18 protein-coding genes are annotated in these 18,600 nt (G+C 62.8%); 11 read left to right on the forward strand and 7 right to left on the reverse strand.

The features are described from left to right. Positions 1-51: 51 nt before the first annotated feature. Positions 52-591, reverse strand: a complete 540-nt coding sequence (locus tag AC245Y_RS04550; protein WP_017993344.1) for a MarR family winged helix-turn-helix transcriptional regulator — start codon at positions 589-591, stop codon at positions 52-54. Positions 592-680: 89 nt separating this feature from the next. Here AC245Y_RS04550 and AC245Y_RS04555 point away from each other — a divergent pair, with 89 nt between their 5' ends. Together AC245Y_RS04555 and AC245Y_RS04560 are read left to right on the forward strand one after the other, a co-directional pair. Beyond that, the gene (locus AC245Y_RS04555; protein WP_012756545.1) at positions 681-1,481 is read left to right on the forward strand and encodes an SDR family NAD(P)-dependent oxidoreductase; all 801 of its coding nucleotides are present in this window, start codon (positions 681-683) and stop codon (positions 1,479-1,481) included. A gap of 94 nt (positions 1,482-1,575) precedes the next feature. After that, a complete protein-coding gene (locus AC245Y_RS04560; protein ID WP_020486936.1) occupies positions 1,576-2,673 on the forward strand; it encodes an NADH:flavin oxidoreductase/NADH oxidase in 1,098 nt (365 codons plus the stop codon). 191 nt (positions 2,674-2,864) lie between these two features. On the opposite strand, the gene betA is transcribed toward AC245Y_RS04560, so the two are convergent. The 3 genes from betA to betI form a co-directional block, all read right to left on the reverse strand. Beyond that, entirely contained in the window at positions 2,865-4,514 is a 1,650-nt protein-coding gene (betA, locus tag AC245Y_RS04565; protein ID WP_012756547.1) for a choline dehydrogenase, read from the reverse strand. A 250-nt stretch (positions 4,515-4,764) separates the two neighbouring features. Then, positions 4,765-6,228 (reverse strand): betaine-aldehyde dehydrogenase, encoded by a 1,464-nt coding sequence (gene betB / locus AC245Y_RS04570; protein ID WP_017993346.1) that lies wholly within the window; start codon positions 6,226-6,228, stop codon positions 4,765-4,767. After that, positions 6,225-6,851, reverse strand: coding sequence for a transcriptional regulator BetI (betI, locus tag AC245Y_RS04575; RefSeq protein ID WP_012756549.1), 627 nt, complete (start codon positions 6,849-6,851; stop codon positions 6,225-6,227). The genes betB and betI overlap by 4 nt, the downstream gene beginning before the upstream one ends. Before the next feature lie 153 nt (positions 6,852-7,004). Between betI and AC245Y_RS04580 the strand changes: the two genes are divergently transcribed. The 3 genes from AC245Y_RS04580 (at position 7,005) to AC245Y_RS04590 (ending at position 9,418) form a co-directional block, all read left to right on the forward strand. After that, the gene (locus AC245Y_RS04580) at positions 7,005-7,553 is read left to right on the forward strand and encodes an HdeD family acid-resistance protein (protein ID WP_012756550.1); all 549 of its coding nucleotides are present in this window, start codon (positions 7,005-7,007) and stop codon (positions 7,551-7,553) included. A 218-nt stretch (positions 7,554-7,771) separates the two neighbouring features. Then, a complete protein-coding gene (locus tag AC245Y_RS04585; protein ID WP_012756551.1) occupies positions 7,772-8,011 on the forward strand; it encodes a ribbon-helix-helix domain-containing protein in 240 nt (79 codons plus the stop codon). 408 nt (positions 8,012-8,419) lie between these two features. Next, complete coding sequence (locus AC245Y_RS04590; protein ID WP_017993348.1) at positions 8,420-9,418, forward strand: NAD(P)H-quinone oxidoreductase; 999 nt, start codon at positions 8,420-8,422, stop codon at positions 9,416-9,418. 264 nt (positions 9,419-9,682) lie between these two features. Here the strand turns inward: AC245Y_RS04590 and AC245Y_RS04595 are convergent, their stop codons facing one another. Further along, a complete protein-coding gene (locus AC245Y_RS04595; RefSeq protein WP_017993350.1) occupies positions 9,683-11,122 on the reverse strand; it encodes an MFS transporter in 1,440 nt (479 codons plus the stop codon). Positions 11,123-11,223: 101 nt separating this feature from the next. On the opposite strand from AC245Y_RS04595, the gene AC245Y_RS04600 reads away from it, so the two are divergent. Beyond that, on the forward strand, positions 11,224-11,847 hold the full coding sequence (locus AC245Y_RS04600; protein ID WP_012756554.1) for a helix-turn-helix transcriptional regulator: 624 nt from the start codon (positions 11,224-11,226) through the stop codon (positions 11,845-11,847). A gap of 25 nt (positions 11,848-11,872) precedes the next feature. Here AC245Y_RS04600 and AC245Y_RS04605 read toward each other — a convergent pair whose 3' ends face one another. Further along, positions 11,873-13,084 (reverse strand): MFS transporter, encoded by a 1,212-nt coding sequence (locus tag AC245Y_RS04605; RefSeq protein ID WP_012756555.1) that lies wholly within the window; start codon positions 13,082-13,084, stop codon positions 11,873-11,875. A gap of 238 nt (positions 13,085-13,322) precedes the next feature. On the opposite strand from AC245Y_RS04605, the gene AC245Y_RS04610 reads away from it, so the two are divergent. The 4 genes from AC245Y_RS04610 to AC245Y_RS04625 all read left to right on the forward strand — a co-directional run bounded on the left by AC245Y_RS04610 (position 13,323) and on the right by AC245Y_RS04625 (position 17,237). Further along, a complete protein-coding gene (locus AC245Y_RS04610; RefSeq protein WP_017993352.1) occupies positions 13,323-13,661 on the forward strand; it encodes a hypothetical protein in 339 nt (112 codons plus the stop codon). Between the two features lie 325 nt (positions 13,662-13,986). Continuing rightward, positions 13,987-15,066 (forward strand): IS4 family transposase, encoded by a 1,080-nt coding sequence (locus tag AC245Y_RS04615; protein ID WP_245274000.1) that lies wholly within the window; start codon positions 13,987-13,989, stop codon positions 15,064-15,066. A 291-nt stretch (positions 15,067-15,357) separates the two neighbouring features. Further along, on the forward strand, positions 15,358-16,365 hold the full coding sequence (locus AC245Y_RS04620) for an asparaginase (RefSeq protein ID WP_017993353.1): 1,008 nt from the start codon (positions 15,358-15,360) through the stop codon (positions 16,363-16,365). Positions 16,366-16,496: 131 nt separating this feature from the next. Further along, on the forward strand, positions 16,497-17,237 hold the full coding sequence (locus tag AC245Y_RS04625) for a hypothetical protein (protein WP_017993354.1): 741 nt from the start codon (positions 16,497-16,499) through the stop codon (positions 17,235-17,237). Here the strand turns inward: AC245Y_RS04625 and AC245Y_RS04630 are convergent. Then, the gene (locus AC245Y_RS04630; protein ID WP_012756559.1) at positions 17,212-17,967 is read right to left on the reverse strand and encodes a DeoR/GlpR family DNA-binding transcription regulator; all 756 of its coding nucleotides are present in this window, start codon (positions 17,965-17,967) and stop codon (positions 17,212-17,214) included. The two genes, AC245Y_RS04625 and AC245Y_RS04630, sit on opposite strands and share 26 nt — an antisense overlap. Before the next feature lie 143 nt (positions 17,968-18,110). Here AC245Y_RS04630 and AC245Y_RS04635 point away from each other — a divergent pair, with 143 nt between their 5' ends. Further along, complete coding sequence (locus AC245Y_RS04635; protein WP_003546432.1) at positions 18,111-18,467, forward strand: hypothetical protein; 357 nt, start codon at positions 18,111-18,113, stop codon at positions 18,465-18,467. Positions 18,468-18,600: the final 133 nt, after the last annotated feature.

The following is an 18,600-nucleotide window of genomic DNA, read 5'->3' on the forward strand; positions in this document are numbered from 1 at the left end:
CATGCTTGTTCGAATTCATCGCCCGAATCCTCTGCCGCGCCCATCCCACGGTCAGCCTCGCAGCATGCGACGAGCTTCATAAGCTTCCAGGAATTCCGGAGAGGCGACTTCATCGGCCAGCGCGCGAAGCGCAGAAGCGGAAGGACCCAGCACCACCTCGACGCGCTGATTGGCATCAGCCCACAGGGCCAATGCCTCGTGCAGACGGTGTTCACCATGCGTCGTCAGCGTCGCATGCTTCGTGCGGCCATCGTGTTCGTCCGGCATGAGCCCGACCAGTCCGTCCCGGACCAGCGGGCGAAGTGCGTGGGTCAAAGCAGAGATGCTGACGGCAAGGCGCTCGGCCAGGGATTGCAGGGTGGGCCATTGATGGCCGCCTTCGCGCAACGCAGCTATCTGGGTCAGAAGCCCGACCTGGGTGGCCTTCAGGCCGGTTGGCGCTACCGCATCGTCATAGAGTTGGCCTAGTCGCCGTGACGCGCGTCGAAGAGCGGTGTTGGTGCACACAAGTTCGGACAGGAGTTCGGGCGAACTCAGCCTGCCCCCACGCAGTTCCTCTCCGAGATTGCCAATCGAAAGTTTCTTACCCATCTCACTAAAATAGTTGAGGGCTCATCCATTGACAAGAGGACATCGCGACCATACGTAAACTTGAGCACTCAACCAAATAGGATTTTGACATGTCTGCATCATCGCTCAAGCCCGTCGCCCTCGTCACTGGCGCCTCCGCTGGCATCGGCGCCATCTACGCCGCGCGTCTCGCCGAAAAGGGGTATGACCTCATCCTCGTCGCCCGGCGGGCCGATCGTCTGAAGGCGCTCTCGGACAAGCTCGGCGCTGCCCACGGCACGAAAGTCGAGGTCGTGGAAGCCGACCTAACGAAAGACGCCGACGTCAACCGCGTCGAAAAGGTGCTGAAGGAAAATTCAGCGATCACGCTCCTCGTCAACAACGCCGGCAACTCGACCTTGGCTCCGGTCGCCAAGACTACTGAGGAAGACGCGGCCGCGATGATCGCGCTCAACGTCACTGCGCTCACGCGGCTGACACACGCCGTTCTGCCTGCATTCCTCAGCCGCAACCACGGCGCGATCATCAACGTCGCTTCGGTCTTGTCCTTTCATGCCCTGCCGATCAGCGCGATCTACAGCGGCACCAAGGGCTATGTGATGAACTTCAGCCGGGGTCTGCAGCAGGAGCTGGCTGAGACCAATGTCCGCCTGCAGCTCGTGATGCCGGCGGCCACGGCGACGGAACTCTGGGATTTGTCGGGCGTGCCGCTGGCGTCGCTCAACCAGGCGACCGTCATGACGTCCGAAAACCTGGTCGACGCCGCCCTGGCCGGTTTCGACAAGGGCGAAGATATCACGCTGCCATCCGTTGCCGACGCCAGTCTCTGGGACAAGTTCGACCAGGCCCGATCCACACTGTTCGCCGCGACGCAGACCGGTGAACCTGCGCCCCGTTACCGCGCCGTCTAGACACCCCGAAGGATCGAGCGCGCGGATTAACCCCTACGCCAGCGGCGTCGGCAGATCCGTGCGGTTGATTGATATTCATTTCAAGGAGATTCCATTGCCCAGCCTGTTCGACCAATTCACGCTGAAAGGCGTCATCCTCCGAAACCGCATCGCGGTATCCCCCATGTGTCAATACTCCGCGACTGATGGCGTTCCGAACGACTGGCACGCCGCCCATCTCACAAGCTTGGCGCGCGGTGGCGCTGGCCTTGTCAATGTCGAAGCCACGGCTGTCTCTCCGGAGGGGCGTATCACGCCGGGCTGCACCGGTCTTTGGAATGATGTCCAGGCCGAGGCCTTTGGGCCGATTGTCGCCGGCATCGAAAAGGCGGGCGCGGTCGCAGGGATCCAGATCGGTCACGCCGGCCGCAAGGCCAGTGCAAACCGCCCTTGGGAAGGCGACGATCATATCGCCGATAGCGATCCGCGCGGCTGGGAAACCATCGCACCGTCCGCCATCGCGTTCGGCGGCGGCTTGGCCAAGGTACCGCGCGCCATGACGAAGGCCGACATAGATCGCGTTCGTGGCGATTTTGTCGATGCAGCGATCCGCGCGCGCGACATCGGATTCCGCTGGCTCGTGTTGCATTTTGCTCACGGCTATCTCGGCCAGAGCTTCTTCTCGCCGCATTCGAACCAGCGAGACGACGAATATGGCGGCAGCGCCGATAACCGTGGACGCTTCCTCCTCGAGACGCTGGCGGCCGTTCGTGAGGTCTGGCCCGAGGATCGTCCGCTGACGGCTCGCTTCGGCGTCATCGAGTTTGACGGTCGCGACCAGGAAACCCTGCAGGACGCGATCGATCTCGTCGGAAAATTCAAGAAGGCCGGCCTCGACTTCATCGACGTCAGCCTCGGCTTCTCAACCCCAGCCGCCAATATTCCCTGGGGCCCGGGGTTCATCGCGCCTTACGCCGATCAGGTCCGCAAGGCCACTGGCCTCCCCGGTGCCGCAAGTTGGAACATCACTCAGCCGGAGCAAGCGGACGAACTCATCCGAAGCGGGCAGCTTGACCTGGTTATGATCGGCAAAGCGATGCTCGCCAATCCGCATTGGCCCTACCAAGCCGCGCGCAAGCTCGGTGTCGAGCGTCCGTCCTGGACATTGCCTGCCCCCTACGCACATTGGCTCGCATCCTACCGCGCTGCCTGAGCGATCGGGGCTCTCGAACATCGTTGAGGGCCCTTGTCTCTTCGCTTTAAAAAACGAACCAAGGCCCGCTGATTCATGGGCGCGATATCGCGATATCGCGCCTCACGTCAGACGGTTGGGCCGTGACGGGCGTTTGTGAAGGCTTTCGGTACCTGCATAGACGGACAAAGTAACGTCGGACGGCTCGCTTCTTATCGATCGCTGACGGCCGCGCGCGGGTTGACCCAGGGTTCCTGGTTCGAACGCGCCAGCGGTTGTTTGCCGAGGATATGGTCGGCGGCCTTCTCTCCGGTCATGATCGAGGGGCCGTTCAAATTGCCATAAGTGACGTGCGGGAAGATCGAGCTGTCGGCGACGCGCAGGCCATCGATGCCGATCACCCGCGTTTGCGGATCGACCACCGCCATCGGATCGTCCTTGGCGCCCATCCGGCAGGTGCCGCAGGGGTGATAGGCGCTTTCCAGATGTTCGCGCAGGAAGGCGTCGATCTCTTCGTCGCTTTGCACGCTTTCGCCCGGCTGGATCTCCGGGCCGCGATAGTCGTTGAAGGCCGTCTGCCCGAAGATTTCGCGGGTGAGGCGCACGCAGTGGCGGAATTTCTCCCAATCCTCGGCATGGCTCATATAGTTGAAGCGCAGCACCGGGTCGGCCTTGGGATCGGCGGAGCGCAAGCTCACGCTGCCGCGCGATTTCGACAGGTTATAGCCGACATGAACCTGGAAGCCGTGGCTTTTCGCGGCCGCCTTGCCGTCATAGCTGATCGCCACCGGCAGGAAATGATACTGGATGTCGGGCTGCTTCAGCCCCGGCGCCGAGCGCAGGAAGGCGCAGGCCTCGAACTGGTTGGAGGCGCCGAGCCCGCCGCGCGAGAGCAGCCATTGGGCGCCCGCCACCCCCTGCCAGAACCACGGCAGCCAGGAATAGAGCGACACCGGCTTGGTGCTCACCTGCTGGAAGTAGAATTCCATATGGTCCTGCAAGTTGGCGCCGACGCCCGGCCGGTCGGCCTTCACCGTAATGCCCATGTCCTGCAGATGTTGGCCGGGACCGATGCCCGACAGCATCAAGAGCTTCGGCGAATTGAAAGAGGAGGCCGAGACGATCACCTCGCGGTTCGCCTTCAGCACCTCGATCCTGCCGTTGCGTTCAATCTCGACGCCGGTCGCCCGCCCGTCCTCGATCACGATCTTCTGCGCAAAGCCATAGACGATCCTGACATTGTCACGCTTCAGCGCCGGTCTCAGATAGGCGTTGGCGGCAGACCAGCGGCGGCCGCCGAAGATGGTCTGCTCCATCAGACCGAAGCCTTCCTGCTTGCTGCCGTTGTAATCCTCCGTCGTCTCGAAGCCCGCCTGTTTGCCGGCCTCGACGAAGGCGCGGAAGAGCGGATTGGTGAAGCCGCCGCGCTGGACATGCAGCGGCCCATCGGTGCCGCGCCAGCCCTCTTCGCCGCCATGCGAATGTTCCATCCGCTTGAAATAGGGAAGTACATCGGCATAGGCCCAGCCGCTGGCGCCGAGCTCCTCCCAGCGGTTGAAGTCCTCGGCATGGCCGCGCACATAGACCATGCCGTTGATCGACGAGGAGCCGCCGATCACCTTGCCGCGCGGCGCGGTGATGCGCCGGTTGTTGAGGTTCGCCTCGGGCTCGGACAGATAACCCCAATTATATCTCTTCATGCTCATCGGCCAGGCAAGGGCTGCCGGCATCTGGATGAACGGCCCGAAATCGCTGCCACCGGCCTCGATGACGATGACACTGTTCTTGCCGTCTTCCGACAAGCGGTAGGCGAGGGCGGAGCCGGCGGAGCCCGAGCCGATGATGACGAAATCTGCTTGCATAGTCTTGTTCCCTCGAGCTGCCATCATCCGGCTGCTTCTTGTTTTCCCAGAGCCTGCCCCTCATCCGCCTGCCGGCACCTTCTCCCCGCTCGCGGGGAGAAGGAGATATGCCGCACCGCGTTCCTTAACCTCGACGCTGCTTTGGGGCACGTCCCCTCTCCCCGCGCGCGGGGGTCCGGAGGACGGGTCGAGACGAGTGGCTCGACCCCGTTAGGGTGAGGGGCAAAAGCAAGGGCAGATGTTTTTCAATTCAATAAGGCGCCGCCACCGGCCCCATGCCCACGTAAACCGTCTTCAGTTCGGAATAATGCTCCAACGCCGCAAGCGAATTCTCGCGGCCGAAGCCGGATTGTTTCGAGCCGCCGAAGGGGATTTCCACCGGGCAGAGATTATAGGTGTTGATCCACAGCGTGCCCGCTTCCAGCCGGTCGACGACGCGGTGGGCGCGGGTGAGGTCGGCGGTGAAGACGCCGCCGGAAAGGCCGAATTCGCTGGCATTGGCGCGGGCGATCACCTCGTCCTCGGCGTCGAAATCGAGCACTGACATGACGGGGCCAAAGATTTCCTCGCGGGCGATTGTCATGTCGTCGGTGACATCGGCAAACACCGTCGGCTGCACATAATAGCCTTCGCCGGAGACGTTGTTCGGAATGCCGCCGCCGGCAATCAGTGTTGCGCCCTCGGCCTTGCCCTTCTCGATATAGGAGATCACCTTCTCGCGCTGCGCCCAGGAGACCATCGGCCCGACCTGCGTCGCCTCGTCCATCGGATCGCCGATCAGCATCGCCTCGGTGCGGATCTTCAGCCGCTTCAGGAATTCGGCCTTAACAGTCTTCTGCACGAAGACGCGCGTGCCGTTCGAGCAGACCTGGCCGGTCGAATAGAAATTGCCGAGCATCGCGCCCCCGACCGCCGAATCGAGATCGGCATCGTCGAAGACGATGAGCGGCGACTTGCCGCCGAGTTCCATCGTCACGTGCTTGAGGTTGCCGGCGGCAGCCGCCGCGACCCTGCGCCCCGTCGGCACCGAGCCGGTCAGCGACACCTTGGCGACATCGGGATGGTTGACGAGCAGCGGTCCGGTGTCGCGGTCGCCCTGGATCACGTTGAAGAGCCCCTTCGGCAGTCCCGCCTCAAGCAGGATCTCGGCGATCTTCAGCGCGCCGAGCGGGGTGTTCTCGGATGGCTTGAACACCATGGCATTGCCGCAGACAAGCGCCGGCGCAGCTTTCCAGCAGGCGATCTGCTGCGGATAGTTCCAGGCGCCGATGCCGACGCAGACGCCAAGCGCCACGCGCTTGGTATAGGCAAAGTCCTGGCCGAGCGGGATCTGCGAGCCGTTGAGACCGGCCGGCGCGATGCCGCCGAAGAATTCGAAGGCATCGGCGCCCGAGGTCGGGTCGGCGACAACAGTCTCCTGGATCGGCTTGCCGGTATCGAGCGTCTCGAGTTCGGAGAGCGCCCGGTTTCTCTCGCGCATGATGTCGGCTGCCCGCTTCAGGATGCGCCCGCGCGCCATCGGGCTCATCGCCGCCCATTCCGGCTGGGCGCGCTTGGCGGCGGCGATCGCCCGTTCGACAATCGCAGGCGTTGCGGCATGCAGCCGGGCGATCACCTCGCCGGTGGCGGGATAGAGGCTCTCGATGACGGTGCCGTCGGTATCCTCGACATATTCGCCATCGATGAAGTGCGAGGCTTTCGGCTGGGCTTTCATGTCATTTGTCCTTGGGTGGTTCGATGTGGTCGTCCCTTCTCGCTCCGGGGAGAGGGGGAGGCGGTGGCCAAAAGCGCATTCAGATAATCCTCGGTCAGCGCAATCGAGGCTTCAATGCCGATCGGCGCGGATTTCAGACTTTGCCTGATATAGAGCCCGTCGATCATCGCCGCAGCGCCTTCGGCGATGCGTTCTGCGGCGTCAGCTGGCAACAGCACTTTCAGATCGGCCAGCAGATTGGAGCGCAGCCGCCGCGCATAGATCACCAGGAAGCGCCGCGTCTCTTCCGAGCGCTGTGCTTCGGCGTAAAAGGCAAGCCAGGCGGCAATCGTCTCCGGCGCGAACTGATCGGCGTGGAAGCTGACACGGATGACGGCCGAAAGCCGGGCGCGCGGCGTCCTGGCGGCCCTGAGTGCCGCCACCGTATCGTTGCGCAACTGTCGGAGAAGCGAGCGGATCGTTTCGATCAGCAATTGCTCCTTGCTGCCGAAATAATGATGCGCCAGGGCAGGCGACACGCCGGCCTGCCGGGCGATGTCGGACATGGTGACGGCAAGCGAGCCGTGATCGCCGATCACCCGCAGCGCCGCATCGACAAGCGCCTTGCGGCGCACCGGCTCCATACCGACCTTTGGCAACAGACCACTCCTTGAAATCAGCGACAGGTTATTTTTGATTGACTGATCAATCAATAAAAATCTTTAGCGATTTGCTCAGACGCAGATCTTTCCCTGCCGAATTGCTGCAGCATATTCGAATCTGTCAGGAGGTGAGTCATGGCCGATGTCTTCGAGGGAGCGCCGACATCTTCGCTGCAGTCGAAATGGATCTGGTTTGCCGGTCTCGGCGTGCTGCTGCTCGTCTGCGGTCTGATCGCGCTCGGCAATCTGATGCTCGCCACCGTCGTCTCGGTCTATTATGTCGGCATGCTGATGCTGTTCGGCGGCGTTATCTATCTCGTCCATGCCTTCCAGGTGCGCGGCTGGGATCACGTGCTGTTCTGGATACTGAGCGGCCTGCTCTATGTGCTTGCCGGCATCTGCGCCTTCATCAATCCGATCCTGACCTCGGCGGCGCTGACGCTGTTTCTCTCGCTCTCGCTCGTCGTCGCCGGCGTCTTCCGTACCTGGGTCGGCATGCGCATGAAGCCGGTCAAGGGCTGGCGCTGGATCGTCGCAAGCGGCGTCATCACCGCCCTTGCGGGTTTCGTCATCGCGCTCGGCTGGCCGGTGAACAGCCTGTGGATCCTCGGCCTGTTCCTGGCCGCCGATCTCATCGTTCAGGGCTCGACCATGATCGCCTTCGGCCTCGGCATCCGCAGTTGAGATTGTGGAGAGCGGCCGTTCTTTTTTGACAAGACCCGTTCTTTTTTGACAAGACTAGGACAGGGGATTAGACTGAAGGGGTTACGGGCCGCTCCCAGCACGCGGACGGTCCTATGTGCGAATGCACCAAGGCACCGGCGAGATCGCCGAGAATGCTGAAAATGGTCATGCGTCCCCCAGAGGCAGGGTTCTGCCTGATCAGAAAAGGGAGGAAGTTCATGCCGATGGTCACCGTTTCCATCTCTCCGCAACAGGCAGCGGGCATCCGCGCCGCCGTTGACAATGGCGGTTATGCCTCGAGCAGCGAGGTCGTCCGCGAGGCGCTGCGTCTCTGGGATACCGCCCGCAAGCTCAACGAGTTCCGGGACGATATTCTTGACGACGACGCTCCATCCGGCGGCAGATGCGTCGCCGACATGTTCGCCGATCACGAGGCGGAGCGCCGTCGCTCCGCCTGAACAAGCGTTTGATTCTATTGGGGAAGTCCAATAGGCGCTGAACGCGTCGCGATGGGCCGCGCGTTTCATAAAACTTTCGTTTACTTGATCCTGCCACGGCATGTTCCGAACGAGGGCTGCGCCGCCGGCTGCATCCTCGGCTACGACCGTGCGGCACGGAAGCCCTGTTCCCGCTGATCCGCTTTCGATCGGGTCATCGAACTGCCGGAAGGCCTCGCCTTCCATCGGTTGGGCGAGGCGAATTGACGCCCTTGCCACTTCCAGCCTTCCCAAGCCTCCGGGGCTGATTTACTTCCTATGCCAGCGAATAGAGCAATTCCCAGGAAAACTGCGAAGCGGTTTTTCGTCCGGGATTGCGTAAAACCTAAGGTTAGAGCGGTTCTGAACCGCTCTAGGAGGAGCCGGGTCATGCCATTGCCTCAGGAAATGCATTTCGTCGATCTGCCGTCCTTTGGCGGGCCGGAGGTGATGACGATCGACAGGCGCCCGTTGCCCGTGCCTCAAGACGGAGAGGTCCTGGTGCGCGCCGAGGCGATCGGCGTCAACCGCCCCGATATTGCCCAGCGCCAGGGCAACTATCCCGCGCCGAAGGGTGCGAGCCCGATCCTCGGCCTGGAATTGTCGGGCGAAATCGTTGCCGTCGGCCCGGGCGTCAGCGGCCATGCCGTCGGCGACAAGGTCTGCGGCCTTGCCAATGGCGGCGCCTACGCCGAATATTGCCTGCTGCCAGCAGGCCAGATCCTGCCGTTCCCCAAGGGCTATGACGCGGTGAAGGCGGCAGCCTTGCCTGAGACCTTCTTCACCGTCTGGGCCAATCTCTTCCAGATGGCCGGGCTGACGGAAGGCGAGACGGTGCTGATCCATGGCGGTTCCAGCGGCATCGGCACGACGGCAATCCAGCTCGCCCGCGCCTTCGGCGCCGAGGTCTACGCGACGGCGGGCTCGAAGGAGAAATGCGAGGCCTGCGAAAAGCTTGGCGCCAAACGCGCGATCAACTACCGGACCGAGGATTTCGCCGAGGTGATCAAGGCCGAGACCGGCCACGGCGTTGATATCATCCTCGACATGATCGGCGCGTCCTATTTCGAGCGCAACATTGCCTCGCTGGCCAAGGACGGCTGCCTGTCGATCATCGCCTTCCTCGGCGGCGCGATCGTCGAAAAGGTCAATCTCTCGCCGATCATGGTCAAGCGCCTGACGGTCACCGGCTCCACCATGCGCCCGCGCACGGCGGAAGAAAAACGCGCCATCCGCGATGATCTTCTCTCCGAGGTCTGGCCGCTGCTTGCCGCTGGCACCGTCGCGCCCGTCATCCACAAGGTCTTTGCCTTCGACGAGGTCGTCGAAGCCCACCGGCTGCTGGAAGCCGGCAGCCATGTCGGCAAGGTCATGCTGCGCGTTGGCTAGAGCAATTCCAGCAAAAGTGTGCAGCGGTTTTGCGTCCGGAATTGCGCCAGACCAAAGAGCAATTCCAGCAAAAGTGTGCAGCGGTTTTGCGTCCGGAATTGCGCCAGACCAAAGAGCAATTCCAGCAAAAGTGTGCAGCGGTTTTGCGTCCGGAATTGCGCCAGACCAAAGAGCAATTCCAGCAAAAGTGTGCAGCGGTTTTGCCAGGCAAAGTGCGAAGCGCTTTTGCCGGGAATTGCGCCAAAACAAAGAGATAGGGCGCTCTTAGTGCGTCCTATCGGACGCGCGGCGCGGTAATGTCAGCGACACCGCGACGGCGAGAACACCTGGCACCGCCATCAGCAGATAGAGCCAGTGCGCTGCCGAAAGCGCGCCTGATATGCCGCCGGGATGAACGAGGCCGGCGCCATTGGCGATGACGCCGGCAAAGGCGGCCCCGAACGCCCCACCGAGCGAACTCATTGTTGGGATCGCGGCAGAAGCCTTGTCTTTCTCGTTGTCGGCGACGAGCCTCAAAACCATGGCGACGAGATGCGCCCAGCCGAGACCGATGCCGAAGCCCATCATGAACATGCCGATCGCCGCCGGCACGATGAGGAGCATATGCCCCTCGGGATTGTCCTTGGCGAGGAAGACGGCGAGGCAAGCGGTCGCCGCCGCCTCGATGAGGGCGCCAATGACGATTGCCGCGTACGCCCGCCTGCCGGTCAGCGAGCCGCTGAGGAAGGCCGCAAACGTCCATCCGAGGGCAACCAGCGCCACCAGATAACCCGATGCGAGTGGAGCCACCCCATGCAGGGTCTGCAGGAAATAGGGAATGAAGACGTCGCTGACGAGAACGACGGTCATGGCGAGCATCGCCAGGTAGACCCGGGAAATCGGCTGGGAAAGGCTGACGGCGCCAGAGGGCAGCAGGCGGTTCGGGCTTCGGCTCTCGATGAAGATCATGCCGGCGACCGCGATGACCGAAGCGGCGATCAGCGCGACCTTCGTGGCTGTCGTCTCGATCGCGCCGGCCGTGCTGACCATCAGGACGGCGGCAAGCAGCAGCCCGATCTGGGCAATCGGCGTCTTTACCTGCTCGCGGTCGTCCTCGACCTCTGGCAACAGCCGCGGCGCCAGGAAGGCCATCAGCAGGCCGAGCGGCACGAGCACGATGAATGCGTAGCGCCAGGCGTGGCCGGATGAAAAGAAGCCGCCGAACGTCGGCCCGATGACTGTCGCCACACCCCAGATCGCCGCATAGAGCGTCGAGGCTTTTGGCCATAGCGGCTCGGGATAAACGAAGCGGATAAAGGCATAGCCGAGCGCGGCAAGTGCGCCTGTTCCGAGACCCTGCACCGCACGTCCGATCAACACCACTGGCATCGACGGTGCGGCTGCGGCAACCAGGCTGCCGACGCCGAAGACCAGCGCCGCGACCACATAGACGGATCGAAGCCCGATGCCGCGCGGCCGCATGGCGACAAAGATCGAGCCGAGTACGGCCGCGGCGACGAACAGGCTGGTGACCCAGGAAAACAACGCGAGGCCGCCGATATCGCGCACGATCGAGGGCGCGATCGTCGCCATGATGTAAGTCTCCACCGCATAAAGCGTCACGCCGCCTGCCAGCATCAAGGTTGCCGGCAGGTGCTCGGGCGCAAAGAGGCGGAAGAGGGAGCTAGCGTTGGGGATGGTTGCAGTCTGGTCGATATTCGACATGGGATGGCCCCGAGATTTTTGCTGGCGGAGGATTATTTTCCAAGTTATAAATTGGAAAATTACACGCCGCCTCAAATTAAACAAGACTTGACTTGGAAAATATGCGCCAGTCCCCAGCCAACCGGATCCTGATCCTGATAAAGACCGACGGCCCGCAGCTCGCCGCCGCGATCGGCGATGCGCTCGGCATATCGGGCGAGGCCGCCCGCCAGCAGCTGTCGAAGATGGCGGAGGAGGGGCTGGTGGAACCGGTCACCGTTGCCGCCGCGGGCAGGGGCCGGCCGCGCCAGCTCTGGCACCTGACGGCGAGCGGCAACCGCCAGTTCCCGGATGGCCATGCCGAGCTGACGGCAAACCTCCTTGGTACGCTCGTCGAACAGCTCGGCCCCGCAGCCCTCGATACGGTCATTGCCGCCCGCGAGGCCGAGACGCTGCAGCGTTATCGGCAGGAACTCAGCAAGGCGCATGACCTTGCCGCGCGCGTCGAGGCCCTTGCCGGCATCCGCACCCGCGAGGGCTATATGGCCGATTGTTGGAGGCAAGCGGACGGCTCCTTCATGCTGGTCGAAAACCACTGCCCGATCTGTGCGGCCGCCACCGCCTGCGCCGGCTTCTGCCGCTCCGAACTCGAAACCTTCCGCGCCGTCCTCAGCGCCGAGGTCGAACGCAGCGAACACATCCTCGCCGGCGCCCGCCGCTGCGCCTATCGCATCACGCCGCATTGACGCCTGTCGATCGGAGCGCCGCATTTCACGCCGGTTGCCGCGCCTGCCGCCTGCTGCTTTCGAGATAGAGCAGCACTCCGATCGATGCGAGACCCGCTGCCGCGCCGACGAAGGCGGTGCCGGAATAATCGGTGATCGCGGTGCCGAAGGCGAAGAGACCGGCGCTGATGCCAACCCCAATGAACGTGTTCAGCGAGATCAGCGAGGTTCCAAGCCCCGGCCGGTCCGCGATCAGGTCCTGCAGATAGGTGATCGGCACGCTGAGGATCGCTGCCGCCCCACAGGCATTGAAGAGGAGGAGTGCGTAGACGTGCCAGGGTGCGGAAGCAAAGCCGAGCAGCAGCAGATAGACGCAATAGATCAGCGCGCCGAAGGCAAGCACATGCGCGCTTCGGAAGCGGCGCTGCGCAAAGCCCCACATCATCATGAACGGCATCTCGAGCAACGCCGTCAAGCCTGCAATGAAGCCGACATCGACCACGGTGCCGCCGGCCGCACGGGTGATGATCAGCGGCAGGAGCATGGCGTTCAGCCGCTGCAGCCCGAACAGCATCGCCATGACGATGACGCGCGACAGCACATGCGGCACGAAAATCCGTTGCAGCGAAGCAAAAAAGCCGACTGGATCGGGGGCAGTGCCGCCTGAGCCATTTCCGGGTGCGAAGAAAAAATACAGGCAGAAGCAGGTGCAGCTTGCCAGTGCCGCGATCCCATAGGCCGGCGTCATCGACGGCGAACTGACGAGATAGAGGCCGATCAACCCCGGCGCCAGCGCCCATGAGCCGGAAAAGAGCGCCCGCACCGTTGCGGTGATCGCCGCCCCCTGGCCACGGTCCATCTGGTTGGTCCTGGCGCGCAGGCTGGCAAACAGCAGCGAATAGGTGGAATTGCTCATCGGCACCAGCAACAGCGTGGAGAAGATGAAGACCGCGGGGCTATGAATGAGCGCGATCGACCCGAAGCCGAGCATGCCGGCGACGCAAAGCCCCAGCACCAGCGGCCGGCGCTCCTTCAGCCTGTCCGACCAGATGCCGAGCGTCAGGCTCGTCGTGACGTTGACGATCGAAGACAAGAACACCAGTGCCGAATAGGCGCCGTTGCTCATGCCGAGTTCGTTGATCCCGATGATCGACTGATAGGGCGCGGTCGACGCATAGGTGAAGGCGAGCGCGACGAGGGTCACGGTTGGGATGCGGATCCTGTTGTCGCGAAGGATCAAGGAAAAGGTGGATGACATGGGAACGGTTCCTGATGCACCACTCTTAGTCGCATCGGACCCATCAGAGAAACGATAGTTTTCGATCGCCTCGGTCAATTTATGTGATGAATATTTGGACGATGTGATCGCGCTCCGAGCCCGCAACGAGGCCGAGCGCCTAGCTCGCCCGGTAAATGCTCGCCGTGCCCGCAGCCGATTGACTCTATCAATCTTCTGCCCTTAGTGCTCGCCGGGGTTGATCAATTGGATGGGGACAATGAAATTTCGCTTTATTGGCGCTGTTGTGCTTTCTTTCGCCGTTGCAGGTTGCAGTAGCATTGCCCCTGATGGTCGGCCGCTCGTTCAACACTTCTTTCGGGATCTTGTGATGAGGGGATGTGGTTTCCAGATGACATGGGAATCGGCGAGAGAAGCCACAGATACTTTTAAGCCAGTTATACCGACTGACAGAGAGCGCATGACTGACAGAGGCCTCATGAGGGCTGCGATTGCAATTTGCGGCAAGGCGAAACCCGGAAATAAGAGCAAAGCCATCGAAGTCCAGGTTCCTGACAGTGGCGGTGTCCTCCGGAAAATCGTTGTTGAAAGAGAATAGAAAAGCGCAGACCGGAGGGTAGGCGTTCGCGATATCGATGGGGCTGAGACCACAAAAGCCCCTCATCCGGCTGCCGCCACCTCTGCCTGGGTCGAGCCACGTGTCTCGCCCCGGTCCTTCGGACCCCCTCTTGCGGGGCGAAGGGGATATGCCGCACCCTCTCCGTCCCTCGATCACCTCGCGCATGGCACGTCCCCTCTCCCCGTCAGAACGGGGAGAGGGTTAGGGTCATATGCGCTAGGTTTAGCCCTGGACATAAGGAATCTGGTTGTGATTCAAGCTTTGGATGAAGATTCGTCCTGAGGTTTTGGATCATTGGCCGGAAGTGCGCGAGCGGCTTCCGGCGGGTTTTGACTTGGAAGCAACGGCGCGGTTGCGCGGTGCTTTTACGCGGGTGCGGGAAATCAAGAATGCCGAGACGCTGTTGCGGCTGGCACTTGCCTATGGCGGCCTTGGCATGTCGCTACGCGAGACCTGTGCATGGGCCGAAGCGGGCGGGATCGCCCGTTTGTCAGACCCATCGCTGCTTGAGCGGCTGTGCAAAGCGGCGCCTTGGCTTGGCGACATCGTGGCCGCGCTGATTGCCGAACAGGCCAAAGTGCCGACGGGGCGCTTTGCGGGATATCGCTTGCGTGTGCTCGATGGAACGTCGATTTGCCATCCAGGCGCTGACCGCACGACATGGCGGTTACACGTCGGCTACAACTTGGCAACGGCTCAGGTCGATCAGCTTGAGTTGACCGACATCCATGGTGCCGAGAACCTTCAGCGCCTTACCTACGCACCCGGCGATATCGTGCTGGCCGATCGCTACTATGCAAGACCGCGCGACCTGCGGCCGGTGATCGACGCCGGTGCAGACTTCATCGTGCGGACCGGCTGGAACTCGTTGCGCCTGTTGCAGACGAATGGCGAGCCCTTTGATCTGTTTGCCGCACTCGCCGCTCAGCAAGAGCAGGAAGGCGAGGTGCAGGTTCGTGTCCACGAAGGCATGACGGGGACGCCGCCACCACCGCCGCTGGCCCTGCGCCTCATTGTCCGACGCAAGGATCCGCAACAGGCCCAAGCCGAGCAGGAGCGTCTGCTCAAAGCCGCCCGCAAGCACGGCAAAAAACCCGATCCGCGCAGTCTCGAGGCGGCGAAGTACATTCTGCTGCTGACCTCGCTGCCGGCCACCACCTTCCCGCCGGCCGATATCCTCACCCTCTATCGCTTCCGCTGGCAAATCGAGCTGGCGTTCAAACGGTTCAAGAGCCTGGCCGGCCTCGACAGCTTGCCGGCCAAGAAGCCGGAACTGGCCCGGGCATGGCTCTACGCCAGACTGATCGTCGCCATCATCGCCGAACAGATTGCCGGGCAAGTCCCGGACTCTCCCCCCTCTGGATGTGGCAACCCCACTGGCTAGCCCCCCATTGGCAAGCCCATCGCGCTGGCGTCTCATGAAGATCGCCCTGGCCACCATTTGCGCCGCCATCCGCGGACCACTTCTGTGGCAGGCCGTCTGTAATCTCGTCACGCGAAGTCGTCGCCACCTCTGTGAGCCGCCGCGACGACGCCGAAAACAATGCGACGATCTACACGCTCGCTTAACCTAGCGCATATGAGGGTTAGGGTGAGGGGCAGCCTAAACCCCGTTGGCTTTCCCCGCGTGACGCGTTATGGACTGCGCATCCCGCCAGCATCCGGATGAGAGCTCATGACCAATCCCGTCACCGTCGAAGTCACCCGAGGCCTGCTCGTCGAAAGTCGCCATCGCGGCTCGGTGGCTGTGGTCGATGGCGATGGCAAGCTTGTCTTCTCGCTGGGCAACATCGAGGTCGCGGTCTTTCCGCGCTCGTCCTGCAAGGCGATGCAGGCGCTGCCGCTGGTCGAGAGCGGTGCTGCCGATGCCTATGGCTTCGGTGACAAGGAATTGGCGCTGGCCTGCGCCTCGCACAATGGCGAGGACGAGCACGTGGCGCTCGCCTCCTCCATGCTGTTGCGTGCCGGTCGCGATGCGCAAGCGCTGGAATGCGGCGCCCACTGGTCCATGAGCCAGAAGACCCTGATCCATCAGGCCCGCACGCTCGAGGCGCCGACCGCGCTGCACAACAATTGCTCGGGAAAACATGCCGGTTTCATCTGCGCCTGCTGCCATCAGGACCTCGATCCGAAGGGTTATGTCGGCACCCAGCACCCGCTGCAGATCGAGATCCGCGCGGTGATGGAAAGCCTGACCGGCGCCGTGATTGGCGCCGATAGCTGCGGCACCGACGGCTGCTCGATCCCGACCTATGCCGTGCCGCTACGCAGCCTGGCCCATGGTTTTGCCAAAATGGCGACCGGCACCGGCCTGGAACCCTTGCGCGCCAAGGCATCCCGCCGGCTGATCGAGGCCTGCATGGCCGAGCCCTTCTATGTCGCCGGCTCCGGCCGCGCCTGCACGGCGCTGATGCAGATCGCCCCCGGCCGCATCTTCTGCAAGACAGGTGCCGAAGGCGTCTTCTGCGCGGCGATCCCGGAAAAGGGCATCGCCATCGCGCTCAAATGCGAGGATGGCATGACCCGCGCTGCCGAAGCCATGGTGGCGGCGACCCTCGCCCGCTTCTTCGAGGCGGAGAGCGAGGTGCATGCGGCATTGATGGCTCATGCCGCAACGCCGATGCGCAATTGGAACGGCATCCATGTCGGCGATATCAGGGTCACCTCCGCCTTGGCCGGATGACTGCGAGCTTACATATATAAGTTATTAGAAAAATAAGAATTGCCTAATATAAAGAGGGATACGTCCTGCGATCGCGGATGCACCCTTTCGCGGCGACGTGAGCACAGTCCTGGAAGCCGTGAGGGCAGGGCATGTTTGCAGGCCGCTATCTCTGGTGGATGCTGATGGGGATCGGCATCTTCATGTTCGCTGCGCTGAGCCTCGATTATATCACCTGGCTCACGATCCAGCTGTCCGGCTGCGGCGATATGGCCGGCGCCTGCGAGCCGGTCCTCCGGCTGATATCGGGCATGCTCAAACCCGCCTGCATCTGGGCTGCAATCGGCGTGCTCTTCATGGCAACGCTGCTGCGTCTTCACACGCTCTCGCTCATCTGGTTCTGGGGACCGGTCGTCGCTGTCTGGTTCGTCGCCTCCACGCCGATCCTCCTCTTCGTTGCAGCGGATGCGGCGGCTCTGACGCAACCCACCACCCTGGCGGTGCTGCCGGTCGCCTTCCTGTTTCTGGCGGCCTTTGTCATCTATCTCATGTTTGCGCTCGAGGATGGCGACATGCTGCCTCTTGCAGCCTCGGTGCCCTTGCGCCTCACACGCCGCCTGACGGCGGTCTACGGCGCGCTTGCCGGCGTAGCCTTCATGCCGGAACTGTCGCGGATCGCCGGGACACTGCTCGACATGCCGGCACTTTCCGTCGTCATCGCGCTGGCGCAGCCATATCTGCAGATGGTGCTGACCTTTGGAACCGGCAGCATGGCGCCGGCCTATGCCGTGTTGGCGGCCTTCATCGCGGCCCTTGCCGCAAGCCTCTTGCCGCATGCTGCAGCACCGCAGCCCTCCCGCAGCACCATCATGCTGCGGCGATTGCGCCGTTGAGATCGCGATAGGGTTTCAGCTGTTCAGCCGTCATCTCCGCCGGCACGATCAGCCCCGCCACCTCGGAAATGCCAAGCACGGGGCAGGGCGAGACGAGGTCGAACTTCTCCTCGGTCAGCAGCACATGCGTTTCAGCCGCGCAGCGGGCGATGTGCCGCTTGATCGCCGCTTCCTCGAAATCGCCGGTGGAAAGCCCGTGCACCGGATGGGCGGCCGTCACCCCGAGGAAGAAGAGGTCGGGGCGAAGCTGCGAGATCGCCGCCATCGCCGCTGCCCCCGTCGCCACCATCGAATGTTTGTAGAGCCGTCCGCCGGCGAGGATCACCTCGGCTGTCGGGTGGTGTTCGAGTTCGGCGGCAATCGTCGGGCTGTGGGTCGCAACCGTCAGCGGCATGTCGCGCGGCAAGTGCCTGGCGATCTCCGCCGTCGTCGTGCCGCCGTCGAGGAAGATCATCTGACCGGGCTTCACCATCGCCGCCGCCGCCGCCCCCAGCCGTGCCTTGATCTGCGACGACACGCTGCGCCGGGCGGTAAAATCCGGCAGATCAGGCGCCAGCGGCATCGCCCCGCCATGCACTCGTTTCAACAGCCCCTCCGCCGCCATTTCCCGGAGGTCACGCCGGATAGTGTCCTCCGAAAGCGCGAAATCCTCGGCGACGCGTTTGGCGATCACCTGGCCGTCACGGCGCAGGATGTCGAGAATGAGGGCCTTGCGTTGGGTTGTCAGCATCGTCTCTCTGCATGAAATTAAACATAATAGCCCGATATTGCACGAAGTGACTCGACATTCAAGAAATATCGTTCATTTTCACGAAATCCCGTGCATGAGGCCGGGAAAATGCTCACGCATAAAGCGGAGCGAAGGAGTGGATCATGTTGATTTTGATTGCCGGGCCCTATCGGTCCGGAACCGGCGACGACCCGGAAAAGATGGCCGCCAACCTGAAGCGGCTGGAAGCGCCCTCGCACGCGCTGTTTGAAGCCGGCCATGTGCCGATGATCGGCGAATGGGTTGCCCTGCCGATCTGGCATGCCGCCGGCGGCCGGTCGGTCGGCGACGCGCTCTACGAAGAGATCTTCCACCCGGTCGCCGGCCGGCTGCTGCAGCTCTGCGAAGGCGTGCTGCGCCTGCCGGGCGATTCCAAAGGGGCGGACAACGACGTCCGCATCGCCCGGGAACGCGGCATCCCGGTCTGGCACAGGCTGGAAGACGTGCCGGGCTGCGGGTGAGGGAACGTGTTTTCTCTCCGGAGGGAGAAGGGGTACCTATCGTATCCGGCTGCGTTGGCTGACAAGGCAAGTTAGTGCAAGATCTGCCCCTCACCCTAACCCTCTCCCCGTAAAAACGGGGCGAGGGGACGTG

The organism is Rhizobium sp. SRDI943 (assembly GCF_057653695.1).